The 16,201-nt window shown below is 68.5% G+C and carries 14 protein-coding genes; 4 read left to right on the forward strand and 10 right to left on the reverse strand.

The window, feature by feature from the left end:
- Positions 1-144 precede the first annotated feature (144 nt).
- Entirely contained in the window at positions 145-735 is a 591-nt protein-coding gene (locus tag VF584_03475) for a hypothetical protein (GenBank protein ID HEX8209224.1), read from the reverse strand.
- An 834-nt stretch (positions 736-1,569) separates the two neighbouring features.
- Here VF584_03475 and VF584_03480 point away from each other — a divergent pair.
- Complete coding sequence (locus tag VF584_03480; protein ID HEX8209225.1) at positions 1,570-2,394, forward strand: hypothetical protein; 825 nt, start codon at positions 1,570-1,572, stop codon at positions 2,392-2,394.
- A 383-nt stretch (positions 2,395-2,777) separates the two neighbouring features.
- Here the strand turns inward: VF584_03480 and VF584_03485 are convergent, their stop codons facing one another.
- Genes VF584_03485 through VF584_03500 form a run of 4 tightly spaced genes read right to left on the reverse strand, consistent with a single transcriptional unit; the run spans position 2,778 to position 7,228 of the window.
- Positions 2,778-4,025: a glycosyltransferase family 4 protein gene (locus VF584_03485; protein HEX8209226.1), complete on the reverse strand. Its 1,248-nt coding sequence runs from the start codon at positions 4,023-4,025 to the stop codon at positions 2,778-2,780.
- Complete coding sequence (locus VF584_03490) at positions 4,022-5,023, reverse strand: NAD-dependent epimerase/dehydratase family protein (protein HEX8209227.1); 1,002 nt, start codon at positions 5,021-5,023, stop codon at positions 4,022-4,024. Before VF584_03490 ends, VF584_03485 begins: the two co-directional genes overlap by 4 nt.
- Positions 5,016-6,131, reverse strand: a complete 1,116-nt coding sequence (wecB, locus tag VF584_03495; protein HEX8209228.1) for a UDP-N-acetylglucosamine 2-epimerase (non-hydrolyzing) — start codon at positions 6,129-6,131, stop codon at positions 5,016-5,018. Before wecB ends, VF584_03490 begins: the two co-directional genes overlap by 8 nt.
- A gap of 26 nt (positions 6,132-6,157) precedes the next feature.
- Positions 6,158-7,228 (reverse strand): polysaccharide biosynthesis protein, encoded by a 1,071-nt coding sequence (locus tag VF584_03500; GenBank protein ID HEX8209229.1) that lies wholly within the window; start codon positions 7,226-7,228, stop codon positions 6,158-6,160.
- A 161-nt stretch (positions 7,229-7,389) separates the two neighbouring features.
- Between VF584_03500 and VF584_03505 the strand changes: the two genes are divergently transcribed.
- The gene (locus VF584_03505) at positions 7,390-8,655 is read left to right on the forward strand and encodes a glycosyltransferase family 1 protein (GenBank protein ID HEX8209230.1); all 1,266 of its coding nucleotides are present in this window, start codon (positions 7,390-7,392) and stop codon (positions 8,653-8,655) included.
- A 112-nt stretch (positions 8,656-8,767) separates the two neighbouring features.
- Here VF584_03505 and VF584_03510 read toward each other — a convergent pair whose 3' ends face one another.
- The 5 genes from VF584_03510 to VF584_03530 all read right to left on the reverse strand — a co-directional run bounded on the left by VF584_03510 (position 8,768) and on the right by VF584_03530 (position 13,364).
- Positions 8,768-9,028 (reverse strand): hypothetical protein, encoded by a 261-nt coding sequence (locus VF584_03510; protein ID HEX8209231.1) that lies wholly within the window; start codon positions 9,026-9,028, stop codon positions 8,768-8,770.
- A complete protein-coding gene (locus VF584_03515; protein ID HEX8209232.1) occupies positions 9,025-9,576 on the reverse strand; it encodes a DNA-3-methyladenine glycosylase I in 552 nt (183 codons plus the stop codon). The genes VF584_03510 and VF584_03515 overlap by 4 nt, the downstream gene beginning before the upstream one ends.
- Positions 9,573-10,886 carry an APC family permease gene (locus VF584_03520; protein HEX8209233.1) on the reverse strand — a complete coding sequence of 438 codons (1,314 nt, stop codon included), beginning with the start codon at positions 10,884-10,886 and terminating at the stop codon, positions 9,573-9,575. The genes VF584_03515 and VF584_03520 overlap by 4 nt, the downstream gene beginning before the upstream one ends.
- Before the next feature lie 550 nt (positions 10,887-11,436).
- On the reverse strand, positions 11,437-11,952 hold the full coding sequence (locus tag VF584_03525) for a ricin-type beta-trefoil lectin domain protein (GenBank protein HEX8209234.1): 516 nt from the start codon (positions 11,950-11,952) through the stop codon (positions 11,437-11,439).
- Positions 11,953-12,158: 206 nt separating this feature from the next.
- Complete coding sequence (locus tag VF584_03530; protein HEX8209235.1) at positions 12,159-13,364, reverse strand: hypothetical protein; 1,206 nt, start codon at positions 13,362-13,364, stop codon at positions 12,159-12,161.
- A 202-nt stretch (positions 13,365-13,566) separates the two neighbouring features.
- On the opposite strand from VF584_03530, the gene VF584_03535 reads away from it, so the two are divergent.
- Positions 13,567-14,796, forward strand: a complete 1,230-nt coding sequence (locus VF584_03535) for an MFS transporter (GenBank protein HEX8209236.1) — start codon at positions 13,567-13,569, stop codon at positions 14,794-14,796.
- A gap of 55 nt (positions 14,797-14,851) precedes the next feature.
- Positions 14,852-16,048, forward strand: coding sequence for a cytochrome P450 (locus tag VF584_03540; protein HEX8209237.1), 1,197 nt, complete (start codon positions 14,852-14,854; stop codon positions 16,046-16,048).
- Positions 16,049-16,201: the final 153 nt, after the last annotated feature.

Here is a 16,201-nt window from a genome sequence, read left to right on the forward strand (position 1 = left end):
CAACTTCTCATCCGCCGTGTGCTGCCGCCCCTTGGGCATCGTACTTTCCCCTTGCTCGTGGTCCCGGCCACTCGCCGGTCGAGGGGAAAGTGTAACTCTCAAGCGTTTGCGGAAAGTTCGATTTCCGCTGAACCAATACACCTTTCACGGCGGCCCCGGAGCGACGATCAAGACACCGGCTGCGATGAGCACCGGGATCACCAGGTAGGCCATCATCGCGGCCTGCTGCTGGCTGACATAGATACCATCTACCTGCAGCATCTTGCGGTAGGCGTAGCCAAGGTCAGACACCCAAGCCGCCTTAGGTCGGCTGTTGTTGCCGCAACCGATCCACTCCTGATACCGGGTGTTGACCTCATAAATGTAGATACACAGCCTACCCCAGTCGTTCCGCACCAAGGCAGTGTGCCAGTGGAATTCCTTTGTCCTGCCGCCGCGCCACCACGACTCTGACTTCTTATACGTAATGATGCTCAGATACTTTTGGTTGGGGTAGCGATCGCTCACCCACCCCGATTTGTAGTGCCAGTAGAAGTCAGTGTAGGTGTATCTATCCAACGGCACCCTGCCAACCCATTGCGAGCCGTTCCCGTTGAGGATGGAGTACTTCGGATCGGTTTCAGGCGGCGAAATCTGCTGAGCCGAATCGCTGAAGGTAGGCGAGCCGTTGCAGGCGCTAGAGAAGATCGCCAGGAGGACGGCGATCGTTGTGACCCGTCGAGTTGAGTTCCTCATGGTACTCTTCCTTTTTCCAGAGACGTTACCACACAGCAGATCACAGGAGTTCTGTGTTCGCAAGTGTGAAGGCTTGGGGTTGATTATTGGCTAAGGCAGCCCCACCCTGAGACACCATGCCGCGGCTCACCTCCTATTTTTCTCGGGTGGGGGGCCAACTCAACGCCCCTGATGGCGCATAGCCTGCCCCAAGGTTTGTGCTTCTTACGTTAAGTTAGACACATCGATTTATCGTCATTATGCCAGCGAACTGCGTTCTTCACTAAACGCCATAGCCTGAGCAATGCAACGAATAGAATGAACCCGGGGATCGTTGAGAGAGGACGTTCTAACATCGTTCGGCCACCAGCTTAAAATCGAGCTCAAATCAGCAACACAACGTAGTGACTTGATTGTTCCAACCTTGCGATACCGGCGCTCAATCGAGGCATAGAAAGTATCGCAATGCACCCAACTACACCGATCTCTGTTCTCCAAATCCCGTTTATCTCCCCTGGCCAAGATGTGTGGATCGGAAATGAGAGCCTATGGTTCTTTACACGTGTATCTTCTGCAAGGATCGATAATAGCACGTCCACGACCTTGAGAAGGCGCAAACCTCGCTTTCTTGAGGAGACGAATCTTCGTCACCGATCCCCATCCCTATCCAGCTCTTGCCTCCACCGGTCGCTCAAGCGTATATAACCGTTAGACCACGTGGTAGGGGGTCTTAGAGACCTTATTTCCAAACTGCTACATGGTTGGAGAGGGGGAAGTGAGAACTACGGGTGACACGGCCACACCGCGCCTTAGAAATCCCGTCTGAATCCAAACAGCTACTGATTGGAAATAACTATGCTGGAGGTCTTAACCTTACGAAAAATAATCGAACGGCGTGACCTGTTGCGCCTCGAGTTTCAAACACTCATGAGCCGGAGAACTTTCGCAGTCAAGCCGAATTCGAATCAATGGGAGTTCCTTCGGTTCGCGTTTGATGCACTGCTCGGCATGCGAGACCAAGTCTTCCCCTGTGATCGGCGGACTACTTCCCAATATGTTCATGAGGTCAATAAACGTCTCGCAGAATATTATGGGTCGGGAGGTCCAATCGTTTCCTACTTGTTCAAGCTCGTGCCTATGCGTCAAGGTCTGGCGCAGGGCCTGATTGATAAAGGATATCCTTCGGTAAATGGTTACGCTTTGGTAGTGAGAGAGTGGGTTGATCGCCGTAATGATGACCACCGGGCGAAAGACTTAATTGAGCGTCTCGCGATGGAGGTAATGCAGGCCGAGTTTGCAGTTTACAGCGCACTACCAACCGTAGATTTAACACCACTTCGCGGAAAGGTTTTGGATAACAGCCCGATTTACAAGTTGATAGCCGCGATTGCACAACGGAATAGCGCACGTGGATGGACAATCTCAAACCCAGGGAATCCCTCCAATATGCGACTGCTGGATATAAAGATCAAAAAACTTACCCATGAACGTGCCGAAGTGGCTACAAGGGAGTACTGGCTGCTTGACTACTGGTCCATACCACTCGGCCGGTATGTTAAGCCTCATTATCAAGTGGAAAATCGCCAAACCTACGTCTTCGTTAAGCAGGAGGAGCGTTGGTTGGCAATATCAAATAAACGACCTCCACCTGAACTTTTTGCAGATAGAATGAAAGCGTAATTCCACTCCAGTCTGTCCAGAGCCTCGCGAGGGGGCCTTCTTCTACGCACACGAGATAGCACACGGGCTCACTGCCCGTGTGCCTCTGGTCATATCACCCGAAGCGGGAAGCTTTCCGGAGCGCCGGGGGTGGCCACGGGACCTGGATCCCACCCTGCCTGGCCGTCCAAGTGCCGACGACGTGCGCGAGCGGGCCGAGGTCTGGAACAACTTAGGGGGTGCCGAAGCGAACGAACTGGGGCAACTCTAGTGAGCGTTGTTGTACTTTCATCTGCATGAAACGGCTCCGGGCATTCAGGTTGTGCGACGCGAAGAACTCAGGCGCAGCCGCCTGTGATATCAATCAGTCGTTGTCGGACTGTTCGGGTCGCACGCGGCAGCACTCAGCCCTCCGCGGGCGCCACCTCCCGCATCCACCCCTCCAGGCGAGTCGTCAGGCACTCGCGCTCGAAGTGCTCCAAAAAGTAGCCGCGGCCCCGGGCGCCCATCGCGGCGCGCTCCTCGGGAGAGAGGGCGCGCAGGGCGAGGACGGCGTCGGCGAGGGCGCGGGGGTCCTCGGCGGGGCAGGAGAGGCCGGCGCGGGCGTCGTTCACCACGCGCGCGCCCTCGCCGTCCATGGCGGCGATCAGGGGGCGGGCACTGGCCAGGTACGACGGCACCTTGGCGGGCAGCGTGTAGGCGTAGACCGGGGCGCGCTTCAGCGATGCCAGCAGCACGTCCGCGTGCGCAAAGAAGTGCGGCATGCGCTCCGCCGGGTGGCGCCCCAGCATGTGGACGGTGGCACCCAGCCCTCGCTCGCGCACCTCGCGCTCCACCCACTCCCGCATCCGCCCGTCCCCCACCACGATCCAGTGAATGTCGCCCCGGTCGCGCAGCAGCTCGGCGGCGGCCAGCAGCGTGGGAAAGTCCTGCGAGGCGCCGATGTTGCCGGCCACCATCACCCGGAACCCCGCGGGAAGCGGCGGAACGCCCTCGGTCTCTTCGGGCGAGAGCGGGCGGTAGAACGGCTCGGCGGACTGGGGGAAGTAGCGCACGCGCGCATCGCCATCCGCCAGTTCCGAGACGGGGCGCAGGAAGCCCTCCGACGACACCAGGATGCGGTCGCTGCCGCGGTAGATGCGCCGCGCCAGCCGCCGCACCGCACCCAGCACCGACTCGGACGAGACCGCGCCGGTGCCCTGGAGGACCTCCGGCCACAGGTCGAGCACCCAGAAGAGGAGCGCCGCGCCGGTGAGCCGCTTCAGCACGAGCGCGGGGATGCCGACGGTGATAGGCGACACTTCGTACACCAGGATCACGTCGTAGCGGCGGCGCGCCACCAGCGGGGCGAGCAGGCTGGCCGTGAGCGCGAACGAGGCGTAGTTGAGCGCCAGGCGCACCCCGCCCGCGCGTCCGCGGGGGAGCAGCGGCACACGGCGCACGGGGATGCCGTGGTACTCTTCCTGGCGGGGACGGAACGGAGTGTACCCCGGGTACGCGCGCCCCTCGGGGTAGTTGGGGATGCCGGTGAGGACCTCGACGTGGTGCCCGCGCTCCTTCAGCGCCAGCGCCAGGTCGTTGATGCGGAAGTCCTCCGGCCAGAAGTACTGCGAGAGGACCAGGATGCGCAGTGGGCGCTCGCCGGCCGTCATGCGCGCGGGTGGAGGCCGCGGTACCACCTCGCGGTGTCCGCCATCCCCTCGGCCATCGTGTAGCGCGGCGACCACCCCAGTCCGCGCAGCGTGGCGACGTCCACGCACAGCGAGCCGGTCAGCCGCTCGAGCGCGCCGGTGGTGAACGGCACCGGCACCGCGCGCGACACCACGTCCCCCGCGCGCGCGGCCAGCCGGGCGATGGCGCGCGGGATGGGGACGATGCGCGCCGAGACCCTCAGCGCCGCGGCGATGCGGCGCACCAGATCCGGCGTGGAGACGTCGTCGTCGTCGCTCACGAAGAGCGTGGCGTGGCCGGCGGCGGGGGCGGAGAGCACCGTCTCGACGGCGGCCACCACGTTGCCGGCGTACCCCAGGCTGCGCCGGTTGTGGATGCCCCCCACCGGCATCGGCACGCCGCGGTCAACGGTGCGGAAGAGCCGCAGCATGTTGGCGCGCACGCCGGCGCCGTACAGCAGCGGGAGCCGCAGGATCGGCGCGTGGATGCCCGCCGCCGCCTCCCGCACCACCTGCTCCGCCTCCAGCTTACTGATGCCGTACGCGTCCGCGGGGCGCGGTGTTACATCCTCGGTCCAGCACGTCGCGCTCCCCTCCCCCACCGCCTTCACCGAGCTGGCGTATACGAAGCGTGTGGCCCCCGCCTCCAGCGCCTCGCGCAGCAGGACGCGCGTCCCTTCCACGTTGACCGCCCGGAAGCGTTCCAGCGGATCGCGGGCGGAGTCGCGCAGGACGTGCGTGCGCGCGGCCAGGTGGACCACCGCCTCCACCCCCGCGCACGCCGCACGCAACGCGGCGCGGTCGGAGAGATCCGAAGCGCGCACCTGCTGGACGGACGCGGGGATGCTCGCGTGCTCGGCGCGCACCAGCGCGCGCACGCCGACGCCGAGCTTCAGGAGCCCGTCCACCACGTACGCGCCCAGGAAGCCCGTGGCGCCGGTGACCAGCACGCTGCCGGGAAGCGGCAGCCGCTCAGGCATCGTGCCAGACGGTGCGGCGGACGTAGCGCGTGTAGCTCAGGATGATGCGCACCACCTTGAGCGACACGGTCTCGGTGTCGTAGTCCGGCACAAGCGTGGGGCGGCGCTCGGCGTGCTGCCCCGTGACGACGCGGATGGCGTTCAGCACCTCGCCGGGCACCAGCCCGCACATCACCAGCGTCCCCTCGTCCATCCCCTCCGGCCGCTCGTGCGCCTCGCGGATGGTGACGGCGGGAAAGCCGAGCACCGACGCCTCCTCCGTCACCGTGCCGCTGTCCGAGACGACGCAGAACGCCCCCTGCTGAAGGCGCACGTAGTCGAAGAAGCCGAGCGGCTTCAGCATCCGCACGCGCGGGTCCAGGGGCACGCCCGCCGCGTCGATGCGCGCCCTGGTGCGCGGGTGCGCGGAGAAGATGACGGGCCGCTCCAGCCCCTCCGCCATCGCGTTCAGCGTCGCCACCAGGTTGGCGAGGTTGCGCTCGGAGTCCACGTTCTCCTCGCGGTGCGCGCTCGCCACGGTGTAGCCCCCCTCCGCCAGCTCCAGCCGCTCCAGCACGTCGGACGCGGCGATCTGCGCGGCGTAGTGCGAGAGCACCTCCTTCATCGGCGAGCCCGTCTTGATGACCGTCTCCGGCGCCAGGCCTTCGCGCAGCAGGTAGCGGCGCGCGTGCTCGGTGTAGGTGAGGTTGATGTCGCTCAGGTGGTCCACCACGCGGCGGTTGATCTCCTCCGGCACGCGGTCGTCGAACGAGCGGTTGCCCGCCTCCATGTGGAAGACGGGCACCCTGCGCCGCTTGGCCGGGTAGGCGGCGAGCGCCGAATTGGTGTCGCCCAGCAGCAGGAGGGCGTCCGGCTTCACCTCCGCGATCAGCGCGTCCGCTCGCGCGATGACGTTGCCCACGGTCTCCACCGGGGTCGCGCCGGCCGCCTGGAGGAAGTGGTCCGGCTGCCGCACCCCGAGCTCGCGGAAGAAGATGCCGCTCAGCTCCCAGTCGTAGTTCTGGCCGGTGTGCACCAGGACGTGGTCCGTGAACCGGTCCAGCTCGTGGATCACCCGGCACAGCTTGATGATCTCCGGCCGGGTCCCCACGATGGTCATCACACGCATCTTGAGCTCGCTTCGAGTGGGCCGGCTCAGCGAAAGATCTCGCCGGTCTCGGGAGCGGTGCCGCGGGTGAGGCGGTGCCGCTGCAGCAGCGCGCGCACCTCCGCCAGCGGCAGCGGCGCGGCGCCAGAGGTGTACTCGCCGGCAAAGGGAAGCTCGCGCGTCCCCACCTCGTCCACGCGCAGCTCGGGGAGGATGGGGAGGATCACCAGGTCGTCGCCGCGGAAGACGGTGTGCGCCACCTCTTCCTCGCTCACCAGGATCTCCTGGATCTTTTCGCCGGGGCGGATGCCGGTGTCGGTCATGGGGTACGTTTCCGCCTCGGCCACGGCCAGCGCGATGTCCGTAACCCTGGCCGACGCGAGGAGGGGGACGTACGTCTCGCCGGCGTTGGCGTGGCGCAGCGCCCGGAAGATCAGGTCCACCGACTCGTCCAGCGTCATCAGGAAGCGCGTCATCCGCCGGTCCGTGATGGGCAGGGGCTTGCCCCGCCGCACCAGGTCGATGAAGAAGGGGATGACGGAGCCGCGCGAGGCCATCACGTTGCCGTAGCGCACGTTCACGAAGCGGCAGCCGGGGGTGTCCAGGTTGGCCTGCACCAGGATGCGCTCCTGGATCGCCTTGGTCATCCCCATCATGTTCACCGGCTTGCACGCCTTGTCGGTGGAGATCCCCACCACGTGCTTGCCGCCGCCGCGGCTCTCGAAGACGGCGCGCGCCAGGTTGATGGCACCGATCACGTTGGTGTCCACCGCCGCCGCGCCGTGGTACTCGCAGGTGGGCACCTGCTTGAGCGCGGCGGCGTGAAAGATCACGTCCGAGCGCTCCACGTACCGGCGCATGTCCGCGTAGTTGCGCACGTCGCCGATGGCGAAGCGCGCGCGCTTGGCGGTCTCGTTGTAGATGACGTCGTCGGTGGCCGTGGCCTGGCGCATCAGCTCCAGGCGCATGGCGTGCTGCTTGGCCTCGTCGCGCGAGACGACGGTGACCGAGGCGGGCGAGCCCATCTCGTCCGCCAGTATCCGGTGGAAGAGGCGCTGGCCCAGCGACCCCGTGCCGCCCAGGATCAGGACCTCCGCGCCGTCGAGCGCAGCCTTCATGGTGTATCGCTGGATTCGCGGCAGCCGGGACGAAAAAGACGAACGTAGCGGATGATCGGTACCCCGGCAACGGGGCGCCGCGCCGCCTGTCGCGCGGCCGTGGGATCGGGTAGATTGCCCGCGCGCGGCAGGGAAAGCGCGCGGCCCTCCTGATCGATCCCATGCGCACTCTACTCGACGTCTCCTGGCTGGGCCTCGGGCACCTGTACCCCGAGAGCCGCAGCGGGAGCTTCCGCGCGCACCGCGATCTGGCCGCGGGGCTGCTGCGGACCGGCGAATGCGAACTGCTCTTCTGCGCGAACATCTCCAGCGTTGCCTTCTCCGGAACGGCGGAGTACCTGCGCACCGATCCCGTGCTCGCGCGGGTGCCCCTGATCGGCCCGTCCGCACCGGTGGCGTCCGGAATCGGCCGCGCCGCGCGCCGGGTGCACCGTGCTCTCCGGGAGTGGTTTCCCAACCACGCGATCCCGGGGGTGCTGCGCTCCGGCGCCCGCGCGCTCGACCAGCGCGTCCACCCGCCCATTACCGGCGCCGCGCCACCCGTCGACGTCTTCCACTCGCCGGGCGCCCCTCTCCCGCCGCTCCGCCCCGGCTCGCCGCCGCGCCTGCTCACCATCTACGACGTGGTGCACCCCCGCTACGCCGCGCTCTATGACGCCAACCGGGCGCAGTCGCTGGCCGTGACCATCGGGAGCCTGGCGCCTCACGACCGGCTGATCACCACCTCGCTGGCCACCCGCGACGACCTGGTGGAGATGGGGGTCGCCGGGGCGGACCGCATCTCGGTGGTCCCCCTGGCCGCGGACCCGGAGCTCTTCTTCCCCAGCACGGACCTGGCGCGGCGGGAGGCGGTGCGGGTGCGGCTCGGCATCCCGCCGGGGCCGTACCTGCTCTCGCTCGGGCTCCTGGACGTACGCAAGAACGTGGAAGCGGCCGTGGAAGCGTTCGCCCGCCTGGTTCGCCAGGAGGGGTGCCGCGACCTGTCACTGGTGGTGGTGGGGCCGCCGGGGAGCGGAACCGCGGGGGTGGAGCGGGCGGTGGCGGAGGCGCGCGCGCGGGGCGCCCGCGTGGTGATGGCCGGCTTCGTTCCGGACGAGGAGCTGGCGGCGCTCTACGGCGGGGCGCTCGGCTTCGTCTTCCCGTCGCTCCACGAGGGGTTCGGGATCCCGCCGCTGGAGGCGATGCAGTGCGGCACCCCCGTGATCGCCTCGAACCGCTCCTCGATCCCGGAGGTGGTGGGCGACGCCGCGCTCGTCGTCGATCCACAGGACGCCGACGCCCTTTCCCACGCGATGTACCGCCTGTACCACGACGGGGCGCTGCGCGACGATCTCCGCGTCCGGTCGCTGGCCCGCGCCGCCCACTTCAATTGGGACCGCACCGCCGCGGAGACCCTCGCCGCCTACCGCGCCGCGATCGCCGCCTGACCGGAAAAAGCATCACACAGAGGCCACGGAGGGAGACAGCGAAGGCACAGAGAACTCCTTTTCTGTTCTTGCCTTTACCCTCTGTGTCTCTGTGTGATGCTGCGGTTGCCGTTCAGTCGAAGCTGTTCGTGACCACGATGCTTTCGACGATCTTGCCGTTGCGCACCAGGGCGTAGCCGGTCTGCTTCCCCAGCTTCTTCCAGGTGTTGGACGGGTTCGCGAAGGCCCACACCTCGTCGCCCTCCTCCGCCTTGGCCTTGAGCTTCTGCCACGCCATGCGGATGCGCATCGCCGTCATCTCGGAGAGGTTGCGGTGCTCCGAGATGGGCGCGTTCCCCGCCTTCTGCGACAGCCACTCCTTGGGGATCTTCATAGCGGCACCGGCGTTGAGGTCATCCAGGGCGGTCGGAGCGCGGCGACCCGGGCGTACACGGGGCAGCCGGGGTGGTGCGCGCCCGGCAGGTAGCCCGTGCTCATCAGGAACTCGCCCACGATCTCGCCGCCGGTGAAGCGGAACGTCTTTCTGAACAGCTTCACCCACTCCTCCTTCGTGAGCGGGTGGTGCGCGTCCAGCCACCCCGCGAACGAGCCGTGCGACTCGCGCAGGCGCAGGACGGTGCGCGCGTTCTCGATGGCCGCGTCCACCTTGAGGCGGTTGCGCACGATCCCGGCGTCCGCCAGCAGGCGGGCGCGCTCGGCATCGCCGTACGCCGCCACGCGCTCCACGTCGAACCCATCGTAGGCGTGGCGGAAGGCGTCGCGCTTCTTGAGGATGGTGAGCCACGACAGCCCCGCCTGGTTGATCTCCAGCACCAGCCGCTCGAACAGCTCGTCGTCCTCGCGGAGCGGAAAGCCGTACTCCTCGTCGTGGTAGGGCCCGTGAAAGGGGTGCCCGTCCGCCGCCTCGCAGTACGTCGTCATCGCAGCGCGCGGCTGGGGCGCGTGATGAAGAAGATCATCGCCGCCAGCGCCAGCACCCCGAGCACCCAGGCCCACTCCTTCAGCGTCACCGAGAAGAGCATGAACGCGATCACCGCGAGCGCCAGCCACGGGATCACCGGCGCGGCGGGCACGCGAAAGGGCATCGCGCCGTCGGTGGTCACCCCGCGGCGGCGCAGCTCCCAGGCGGCCACGCAGCACGCCGCATAGAGCAGCAGCGTGCTGAGGTTGGCGAGCACGGCCAGGAGGATGAACTGGCTGGAGATCGCGAGCGCGCAGGTGATGACCGCCTGCACCATGATGGCGACGTGCGGCGTGTGGAAGCGGGGATGCACCGAGGCCAGCGCGCGCGGCAGGAATCCGTCGCGCGCCATGGCGAAGGGGCCGCGGGGGACGGCCAGGATCATCCCGCTCACGTAGCCAAAGGTGGAGACGGCGGTCCCCACCAGGATCAGCGTGCGCCCGCCGGAGCCCATCGCCTTCCCGGCAGCATCGGCGAGAGGCGTGGCGCTCTGCGCGAGCACGTCCGTGCCGAGCACCCCCTGCGCAACGGCGTGCAGCGCCAGGTAGAGCACAGTGATCCCCAGCATCGCCATGAGGATGGCGCGCGGAACGGTGCGCGCCGGGTTGCGGACCTCTCCGCTCGGCACCAGCGCGCTCTCGACCCCCGCGAAGGCGAAGATCAGCACGATGCAGGCGCGGGCCAGGCTCCCCGTCTCGGGCGGCGTGGAGGCCAGGTTGTCCGGGCTCACGGCCAGCGCGCCGGCCCCCACCAGCAGCAGCAGTGGCAGGAGCTTGGCGACGGTGGCGACGTCGTTGAGCCTCGCCCCCTGCTTGACCCCGCCGACGTTGACCCCGGCCAGCAGCGCGTACACCACCACGAGCACCCCGGCTTTGGCCACGCGCCCGCTCAGCGCCGGCACGAGCGCCGCCACCGAGTCGGCCAGCACGGTGGAGACGGCCGCGAGCGCAAAGGTCCCCACCGCCCACAGCAGCACCCCCGAGAGGAAGCCCACGAACGGCCCGAACGCCGTCTCCACGTAGGCATAGGGCCCGCCGGTGAGCGCCACCCGGCTCCCCGCATCGGCGAAGCAGAGGACGATCAGCCCCATGGCGAGCGCGCACACCGCGTACGCCCAGAGTGCGGAGGGCCCCAGCAGCTTCGACATCTCGCCGGGGAGGCGAAAGATGCCGCCGCCCACCGTCACGTTGACGATGCTGGCGGCCAGCGCCCACGTCCCCAGGGCGCGTACGAGGCGGGACTCGGTGGATGCTACCGTGGCTTCGGTCACGAGAGTGCGCGGCGGGCGGGATGGTCGATCAGGGGAACCCGCGGACGATACCGCCGCACGCAACCCGCGGCAAGGACGACGGGGACGCCGTGGATGGCGTCCCCGTGAGGAAACTGAAAGTGCGTTAGTGTGGGAGTGCGTTAGTGCCGAGTGCCGCCCAGTGCCCAGTGCCCAGTGCCCAGTGCCCAGTGCCCAGTGCCCAGTGCCCAGTGCCCAGTGCCCAGTGCCCAGTGCCCAGTGCCCAGTGCCCAGTGCCCAGTGCCCAGTCAGCCTTCCCCCCCTTCTGTCGTCCTGAGAGAGCCGCCGCGCAAAACACCCGCGTTGTACGCGTAGCTTCTGCGGCGAGTGAAGGATCTAGCCGGCGAGGCAAGAGGACGGCGGGTGACGACGGGCCCCTCGGCACGCGCAGTAAGATCCGTTGGTCGCCGCACTGGCTCGGCGTGGCGCCTCGGAGCCCGGCCAATGCGGCTCCCTCAGGATGACATAGTCGGGGGACTCAGCGCCGTCCTCAACATGCCCCCCGCGCACTAACGCACTCACGCACTGCGGTTCACGGCCTGGTCTTCCACCGCGTATTGCTCGGCGGGCTGCTCGGGTTGCAGGCGGCCATCACCAGCTTGGTCTCGTTGGTGCCGGCCTGCGCGGAGACGCAGTTGCCGCTCCCGCCCATCCACTGGCCGCTGCTGAGAAGGTACCAGTGCTGGCTGTCGGCGGTGCCGGTGAGCGGGCGGCAGGGCCAGATCTTCACCTGCGACCCGATCGAGCCGTTGGACGGGTAGTAGTCCATGCAGTACTGGTAGCCGTTGGCATCCTTTTGCCCCTTCTGCACGATGACGTGCCCGTCGCTCGCCCGCGTGAAGTACTGGTTGACGGAAGACTGGCAGTTGTAGATCTGGAGGTTGTTGCCGCCCGTAAGGTAGCCGCGGTAGTTGTCCATGCACTTGGCCGTCCAGGCAAGGCTCTCGTAACCGTAGTACGTCTGGGCGCTGGCGCCGCCCGGGAGTGCCGCGAGCGCCACGACCGCCGCGGCAAGGGCGAAGACGGATCTGATGCGGGTGAGGTGCATCCTGTTCCTCCGGGGTAGGGTGAGGGGATTACGCGGCCTCTGCGGCGCCGCGTGCGCCCAGTATAACGCGCCCGCCGTGACCTGGCCGTGATTTATTTGCGTAACGCTCCTTTTCAGGCGTCCCGCTCGCCCCGACCGGGGATGATGCGAAAAGCATGTGCGGCCGGTTCGTGTCTATCGCTGACACAAGCCTACGCGGACGATCGTCAGGAGGGGAGGTGCACCGTCACGGGCGTGGGGGAGCTGGTCAGGCCGCCGTTGCCGAGCTGCCCCCGCTCGCCGCCGCCCCAGCACAGCACGGTGCGGTCGCGAGTGAGGCCGCAGGAGTGCGTGCTCCCCAGCTCCAGCGCGGCGAAGCGGTGCGTAGCGACGCGCGTGCCCAGGGGGTCGCAGGTGATCGCCGCGGCGGTGGAGAAGCAGGGCGTGGGAGCCGGAGGTGTGCCGCCGAGCCGCCCGCTCGCCGTGCTCCCCCAGCAGACGACCGCATCGTCGCTGCCCGTGACGCACGCGTGCACCGCAAAGGTGTTCTCCGAGTTGAGCGCCAGCACGCGGAGCGGCGCCCCTCCGAACGCCGGCCGCGGATCGCGCCCGCCGGCGAAGTCGCCGGTGCCGAACGAGCCGGAGGTGTTGTCGCCCCAGCACGACACCCGCGCGTCCGCCGTCCTTCCGCAGGCGAAGGTGGTCCCCGTCATCAGCTCCACGTACGCCAGCTCGCCCCCGGCGCGCGCGGGGCGCGGCTGCATGGGTGCGGGGTCGGTGGTGAGGACGTTCTGCCAGTTCAGCCCCCAGCAGTACGCTTTCCCCGCCGCATCCAGCCCGCAGCTGTGGATGGTGGCCGCGACGACCGAGGTGAGCCGCACCGGCCCGGCGACCGGCTCCGGCAAGGGGTGCGTGTCGGTGTCGGCGCGGCCGATGCCGAGCTGGCCCTGCATGTTCCTCCCCCAGCAGTACGGCACCCCGTCCAGCGACATCCCGCAGATGTGCGAGTAGCCCACGCTCACGAAGCGCCACGTCATCGCCGCCGCGACGGCCACCGGCGAGCTCACGAACGGCTCGGAAACGCCGAACGCCTGCGCCGGGTTGCGCCCCCAGCAGAAGAGCTTCCCCGCCTCGTTCAGCGCGCACGTCGTCTCGCCCCCCGCGCTGATGGCGGCGAACCGCTCCCCGCTCGCCACGCGCGCCGGCTCGGGAACGCTGGCGGGCGCGGCCCCGGCACCGATCTGGCCGAAGTCGTTGCTCCCCCAGCAGTACACCTCGCCCGACCTCAGCAGCGCGCAGGTGTGCCCGCCCCCCGCCGCCAGTGCGACCGGCGTGGTGGAGGGGGTGCCCAGGGTGGGATCGGTGTCGCACCCGGCCAGGAGCGCGCACGCCAGGAGCGCCGCCGGAAGGGAGTCGCGGATGAGCATCTGCATCGCTGGAAGTCTAGGGGAGCCGTTCTGCGGAAGCAAACGTCTCAGCCCCATCACTTTGCACAAACCGTCGTGTCCGGCCGGGCTCGGGGCCACGGCACTCCGCTCTCCGCGCGAGCCATGCCGCCACCGTCCCGCGGCCTCAATTGCGCGGAACGGGAGTGGCGGAGTATCGTCCCGCTCCCCCAGCCCGGAAGAACCGTCGATGGCCGAGCGGCAAGACCCGTACGTATCCCTTCGCAACCCCAACTTCCTCTGGTACGTCGCGAGCCTGGTGGCGCTCACGCTGGGCACGCAGATCCAGGCGACGGTGGTGGCGTGGCAGGTGTACGAGATCACGCGCGACCCGCTTTCGCTGGGGCTGGTGGGGCTTGCGGAGGCGATCCCCTTCATCGGCGCCGCGCTGTACGCCGGCCACGTGGCGGATCTGCACGACCGCAAGCGCCTCTGCCTCGCCGCCCTCCTGGTGCAGACGGCGTGCGGCGGCGCCCTGCTCGCGCTGGCGATGCGTCCGCAGATCCTGGCCGGCGGCACCTGGCCGATCTTCGCCGTGGTGTTCGCCAGCGGCATCGCGCGCTCCTTTCTGCAGCCCGCCCGCACCGCGCTGGGAGCGGAGATCGTGCCGCGCGAGACGTACGCGAACGCGGTGGCGTGGCGCTCGTCGCTCTGGCAGTTCGGGGCGGTGATGGGGCCCGCGCTGGGTGGGGTGCTGTACGGCTTCGCCAGCGCCCGCGCCGCCTACGCGGCGGAGGCGGCGCTCTGCGCGCTCGCGCTCGTTCTCTTCGCGCGCATCGCGTACACGCGCCGCCCCGCCGCCGCGCGCGAGGGCACCATCGGCCAGAACCTCACCATCGGCATCCGCTTTCTCATGAAGCAGCCGCAGCTGCTGGGCGCGCAGGTGCTGGACCTGTTCTCGGTGCTCTTTGGCGGCGCCCCGGCGCTCCTCCCCATCTTCGCGTCCGAGATCCTGCGCGTGGGGCCGCAGGGGCTGGGCGTCCTTCGCGCCGCCCCCGCCGCCGGCGCCGTGGCGATGTCGCTCGTCCTGGCGCACCGCAAGCTGCGCCGCGCCGGGCCCACGCTCCTGCTGTGCGTGGCGGGATTCGGCGTGTGCTGGATCCTCTTCGCCCTGTCGCACTCCTTCTGGCTTTCGCTCGGCCTGCTGGCGCTGAGCGGGATGCTGGACAACGTGAGCGTGGTGATCCGCTCCACCCTGCTGACGCTGCGCACCCCCGAGCACCTGCTGGGCCGCGTCTCGGCCGTCAACCAGATCTTCATCGGCTCGTCCAACGAGATCGGCTCCTTTGAGTCCGGCGTGGCGGCGCGGCTGCTGGGCGCCGTCAACTCCGTGCTCCTGGGCGGGTTGATGACGCTCGGGGTGGTGAGCGTCACCGCGTACAAGGTGCCGGCGCTGCGGGAGCTGGACGAGCTGGAGTGAGGGCCCTCACCCCCGCTCGTTCCTCGCTTCGATCCACTACGACTGACGGCGAACGATGCGTGAGATCAGCTTCGAACTGGCGGACCCGAGGTTCAAGGCCGATCCGCATCCCACGTACGCGCGGCTGCGGGCGGAGGCGCCCGTCTTCCGGTCGCGGCTGGGGCGCGGGAGGCCGGTGTGGCTGGTGACGCGGTACGACGACGTGGCGGCGCTGCTCCGCGATGCGCGCTTCGCCAAGGACCCGGCGCACGCGCGTTCCGGCGCCGCGCCCTGGATGCCGGGTTTCCTGCGCCCCCTCACCCGCAACATGCTGGACCTGGACGCGCCGGACCACACGCGCCTCCGCTCGCTCGTGCAGAAGGCGTTCACGCCGCGCTTGGTGGAGCGGCTGCGGCCCAGGATCGAGGGATTGGCGGACGAGCTGATCACGCGCGCCACTCGCGGCGGCCGGATGGAGCTGGTACGCGATTACGCGCTGCCGATCCCGCTCACCATCATTGGCGAGCTGCTGGGGATCCCGGCCGCGGACCGGGACCGCTTCCACCGCTGGTCCACGACGATCGTCTCCGCGTCGCCCGGGATCGGCGCGGTGCGCCTGCTCCCAACGGTGTGGTCGATGTTCCGCTATCTGCGCCGCCAGTTCGCCGCCCGCCGCGCCGACCCGCGCGACGACCTGATCACCGCCCTCGTGCAGGCCGAGGAAGCCGGCGACCGCCTGAGCGACGACGAGCTGCTGGCGATGGTCTTCATCCTCCTCGTCGCCGGCCACGAGACCACCGTCAACCTGATCGCGGGCGGCGTCCTCGCCCTCCTCCAGCACCCCGAACAGCGCGACCGCCTGCGCGCCGACCCCGCCCTGCTCCGCCCCGCCGTTGAGGAGCTGGCGCGCTTCGTCAGCCCCGTGGAGCTCGCCACCGAGCGGTACGCGCGCGAAGACGTGGAGATCGCCGGCGTCGCGATCCGGCGCGGGGAGATGGTGCTGGGCGTGATCGGCTCCGCCAACCGCGACGAGGCGCACTTCGCCGCACCGGACACGCTGGACCTCGCGCGCGATCCCAACCGCCACCTCGCGTTCGGACTGGGCGCGCACTACTGCCTGGGCGCGCCGCTCGCCCGCCTGGAAGCCTCCGTCGCCATCCCCATGCTCCTCGACCGCGCCCCCGGCCTGCGCCTGCGCGACGCCGAGGTGCGCTGGCGCCGCCACGCCTTCCTGCGCGGCCCGCGTGAGGTGCGGCTGGCGCTGGGCGGGTAAGGCAAGCCCCTGGGCGAGTGAACTCGCGGCAACAACAGCACAAAGTCCGCCTCCGCGGACTCCGGGTCCAGTGCCGCGCTTCTCGAGCCCACTTCAGTGGGCTTCCCGTGGTTCCAGCCGGGGGCTTCAGCCCCCGGCGACCCGCCCCCGGCG

The sequence above is a fragment of the Longimicrobium sp. genome (genome assembly GCA_036389135.1).
Classification (GTDB): domain Bacteria; phylum Gemmatimonadota; class Gemmatimonadetes; order Longimicrobiales; family Longimicrobiaceae; genus Longimicrobium.

Excerpts from the sequence above, each read along its gene's own strand:
- VF584_03500 (HEX8209229.1), bottom strand. The coding sequence starts at position 7,228 with ATGAAGGCTGCGCTCGACGGCGCGGAGGTCCTGATCCTGGGCGGCACG.
- VF584_03490 (HEX8209227.1), bottom strand. The coding sequence starts at position 5,023 with ATGCCTGAGCGGCTGCCGCTTCCCGGCAGCGTGCTGGTCACCGGCGCC.
- VF584_03475 (HEX8209224.1), bottom strand. The coding sequence starts at position 735 with ATGAGGAACTCAACTCGACGGGTCACAACGATCGCCGTCCTCCTGGCG.
- VF584_03515 (HEX8209232.1), bottom strand. The coding sequence starts at position 9,576 with ATGACGACGTACTGCGAGGCGGCGGACGGGCACCCCTTTCACGGGCCC.
- wecB (HEX8209228.1), bottom strand. The coding sequence starts at position 6,131 with ATGCGTGTGATGACCATCGTGGGGACCCGGCCGGAGATCATCAAGCTG.
- VF584_03525 (HEX8209234.1), bottom strand. The coding sequence starts at position 11,952 with ATGCACCTCACCCGCATCAGATCCGTCTTCGCCCTTGCCGCGGCGGTC.
- VF584_03480 (HEX8209225.1), top strand. The coding sequence starts at position 1,570 with ATGCTGGAGGTCTTAACCTTACGAAAAATAATCGAACGGCGTGACCTG.
- VF584_03505 (HEX8209230.1), top strand. The coding sequence starts at position 7,390 with ATGCGCACTCTACTCGACGTCTCCTGGCTGGGCCTCGGGCACCTGTAC.
- VF584_03540 (HEX8209237.1), top strand. The coding sequence starts at position 14,852 with ATGCGTGAGATCAGCTTCGAACTGGCGGACCCGAGGTTCAAGGCCGAT.
- VF584_03530 (HEX8209235.1), bottom strand. The coding sequence starts at position 13,364 with ATGCAGATGCTCATCCGCGACTCCCTTCCGGCGGCGCTCCTGGCGTGC.
- VF584_03485 (HEX8209226.1), bottom strand. The coding sequence starts at position 4,025 with ATGACGGCCGGCGAGCGCCCACTGCGCATCCTGGTCCTCTCGCAGTAC.
- VF584_03510 (HEX8209231.1), bottom strand. The coding sequence starts at position 9,028 with ATGAAGATCCCCAAGGAGTGGCTGTCGCAGAAGGCGGGGAACGCGCCC.
- VF584_03535 (HEX8209236.1), top strand. The coding sequence starts at position 13,567 with ATGGCCGAGCGGCAAGACCCGTACGTATCCCTTCGCAACCCCAACTTC.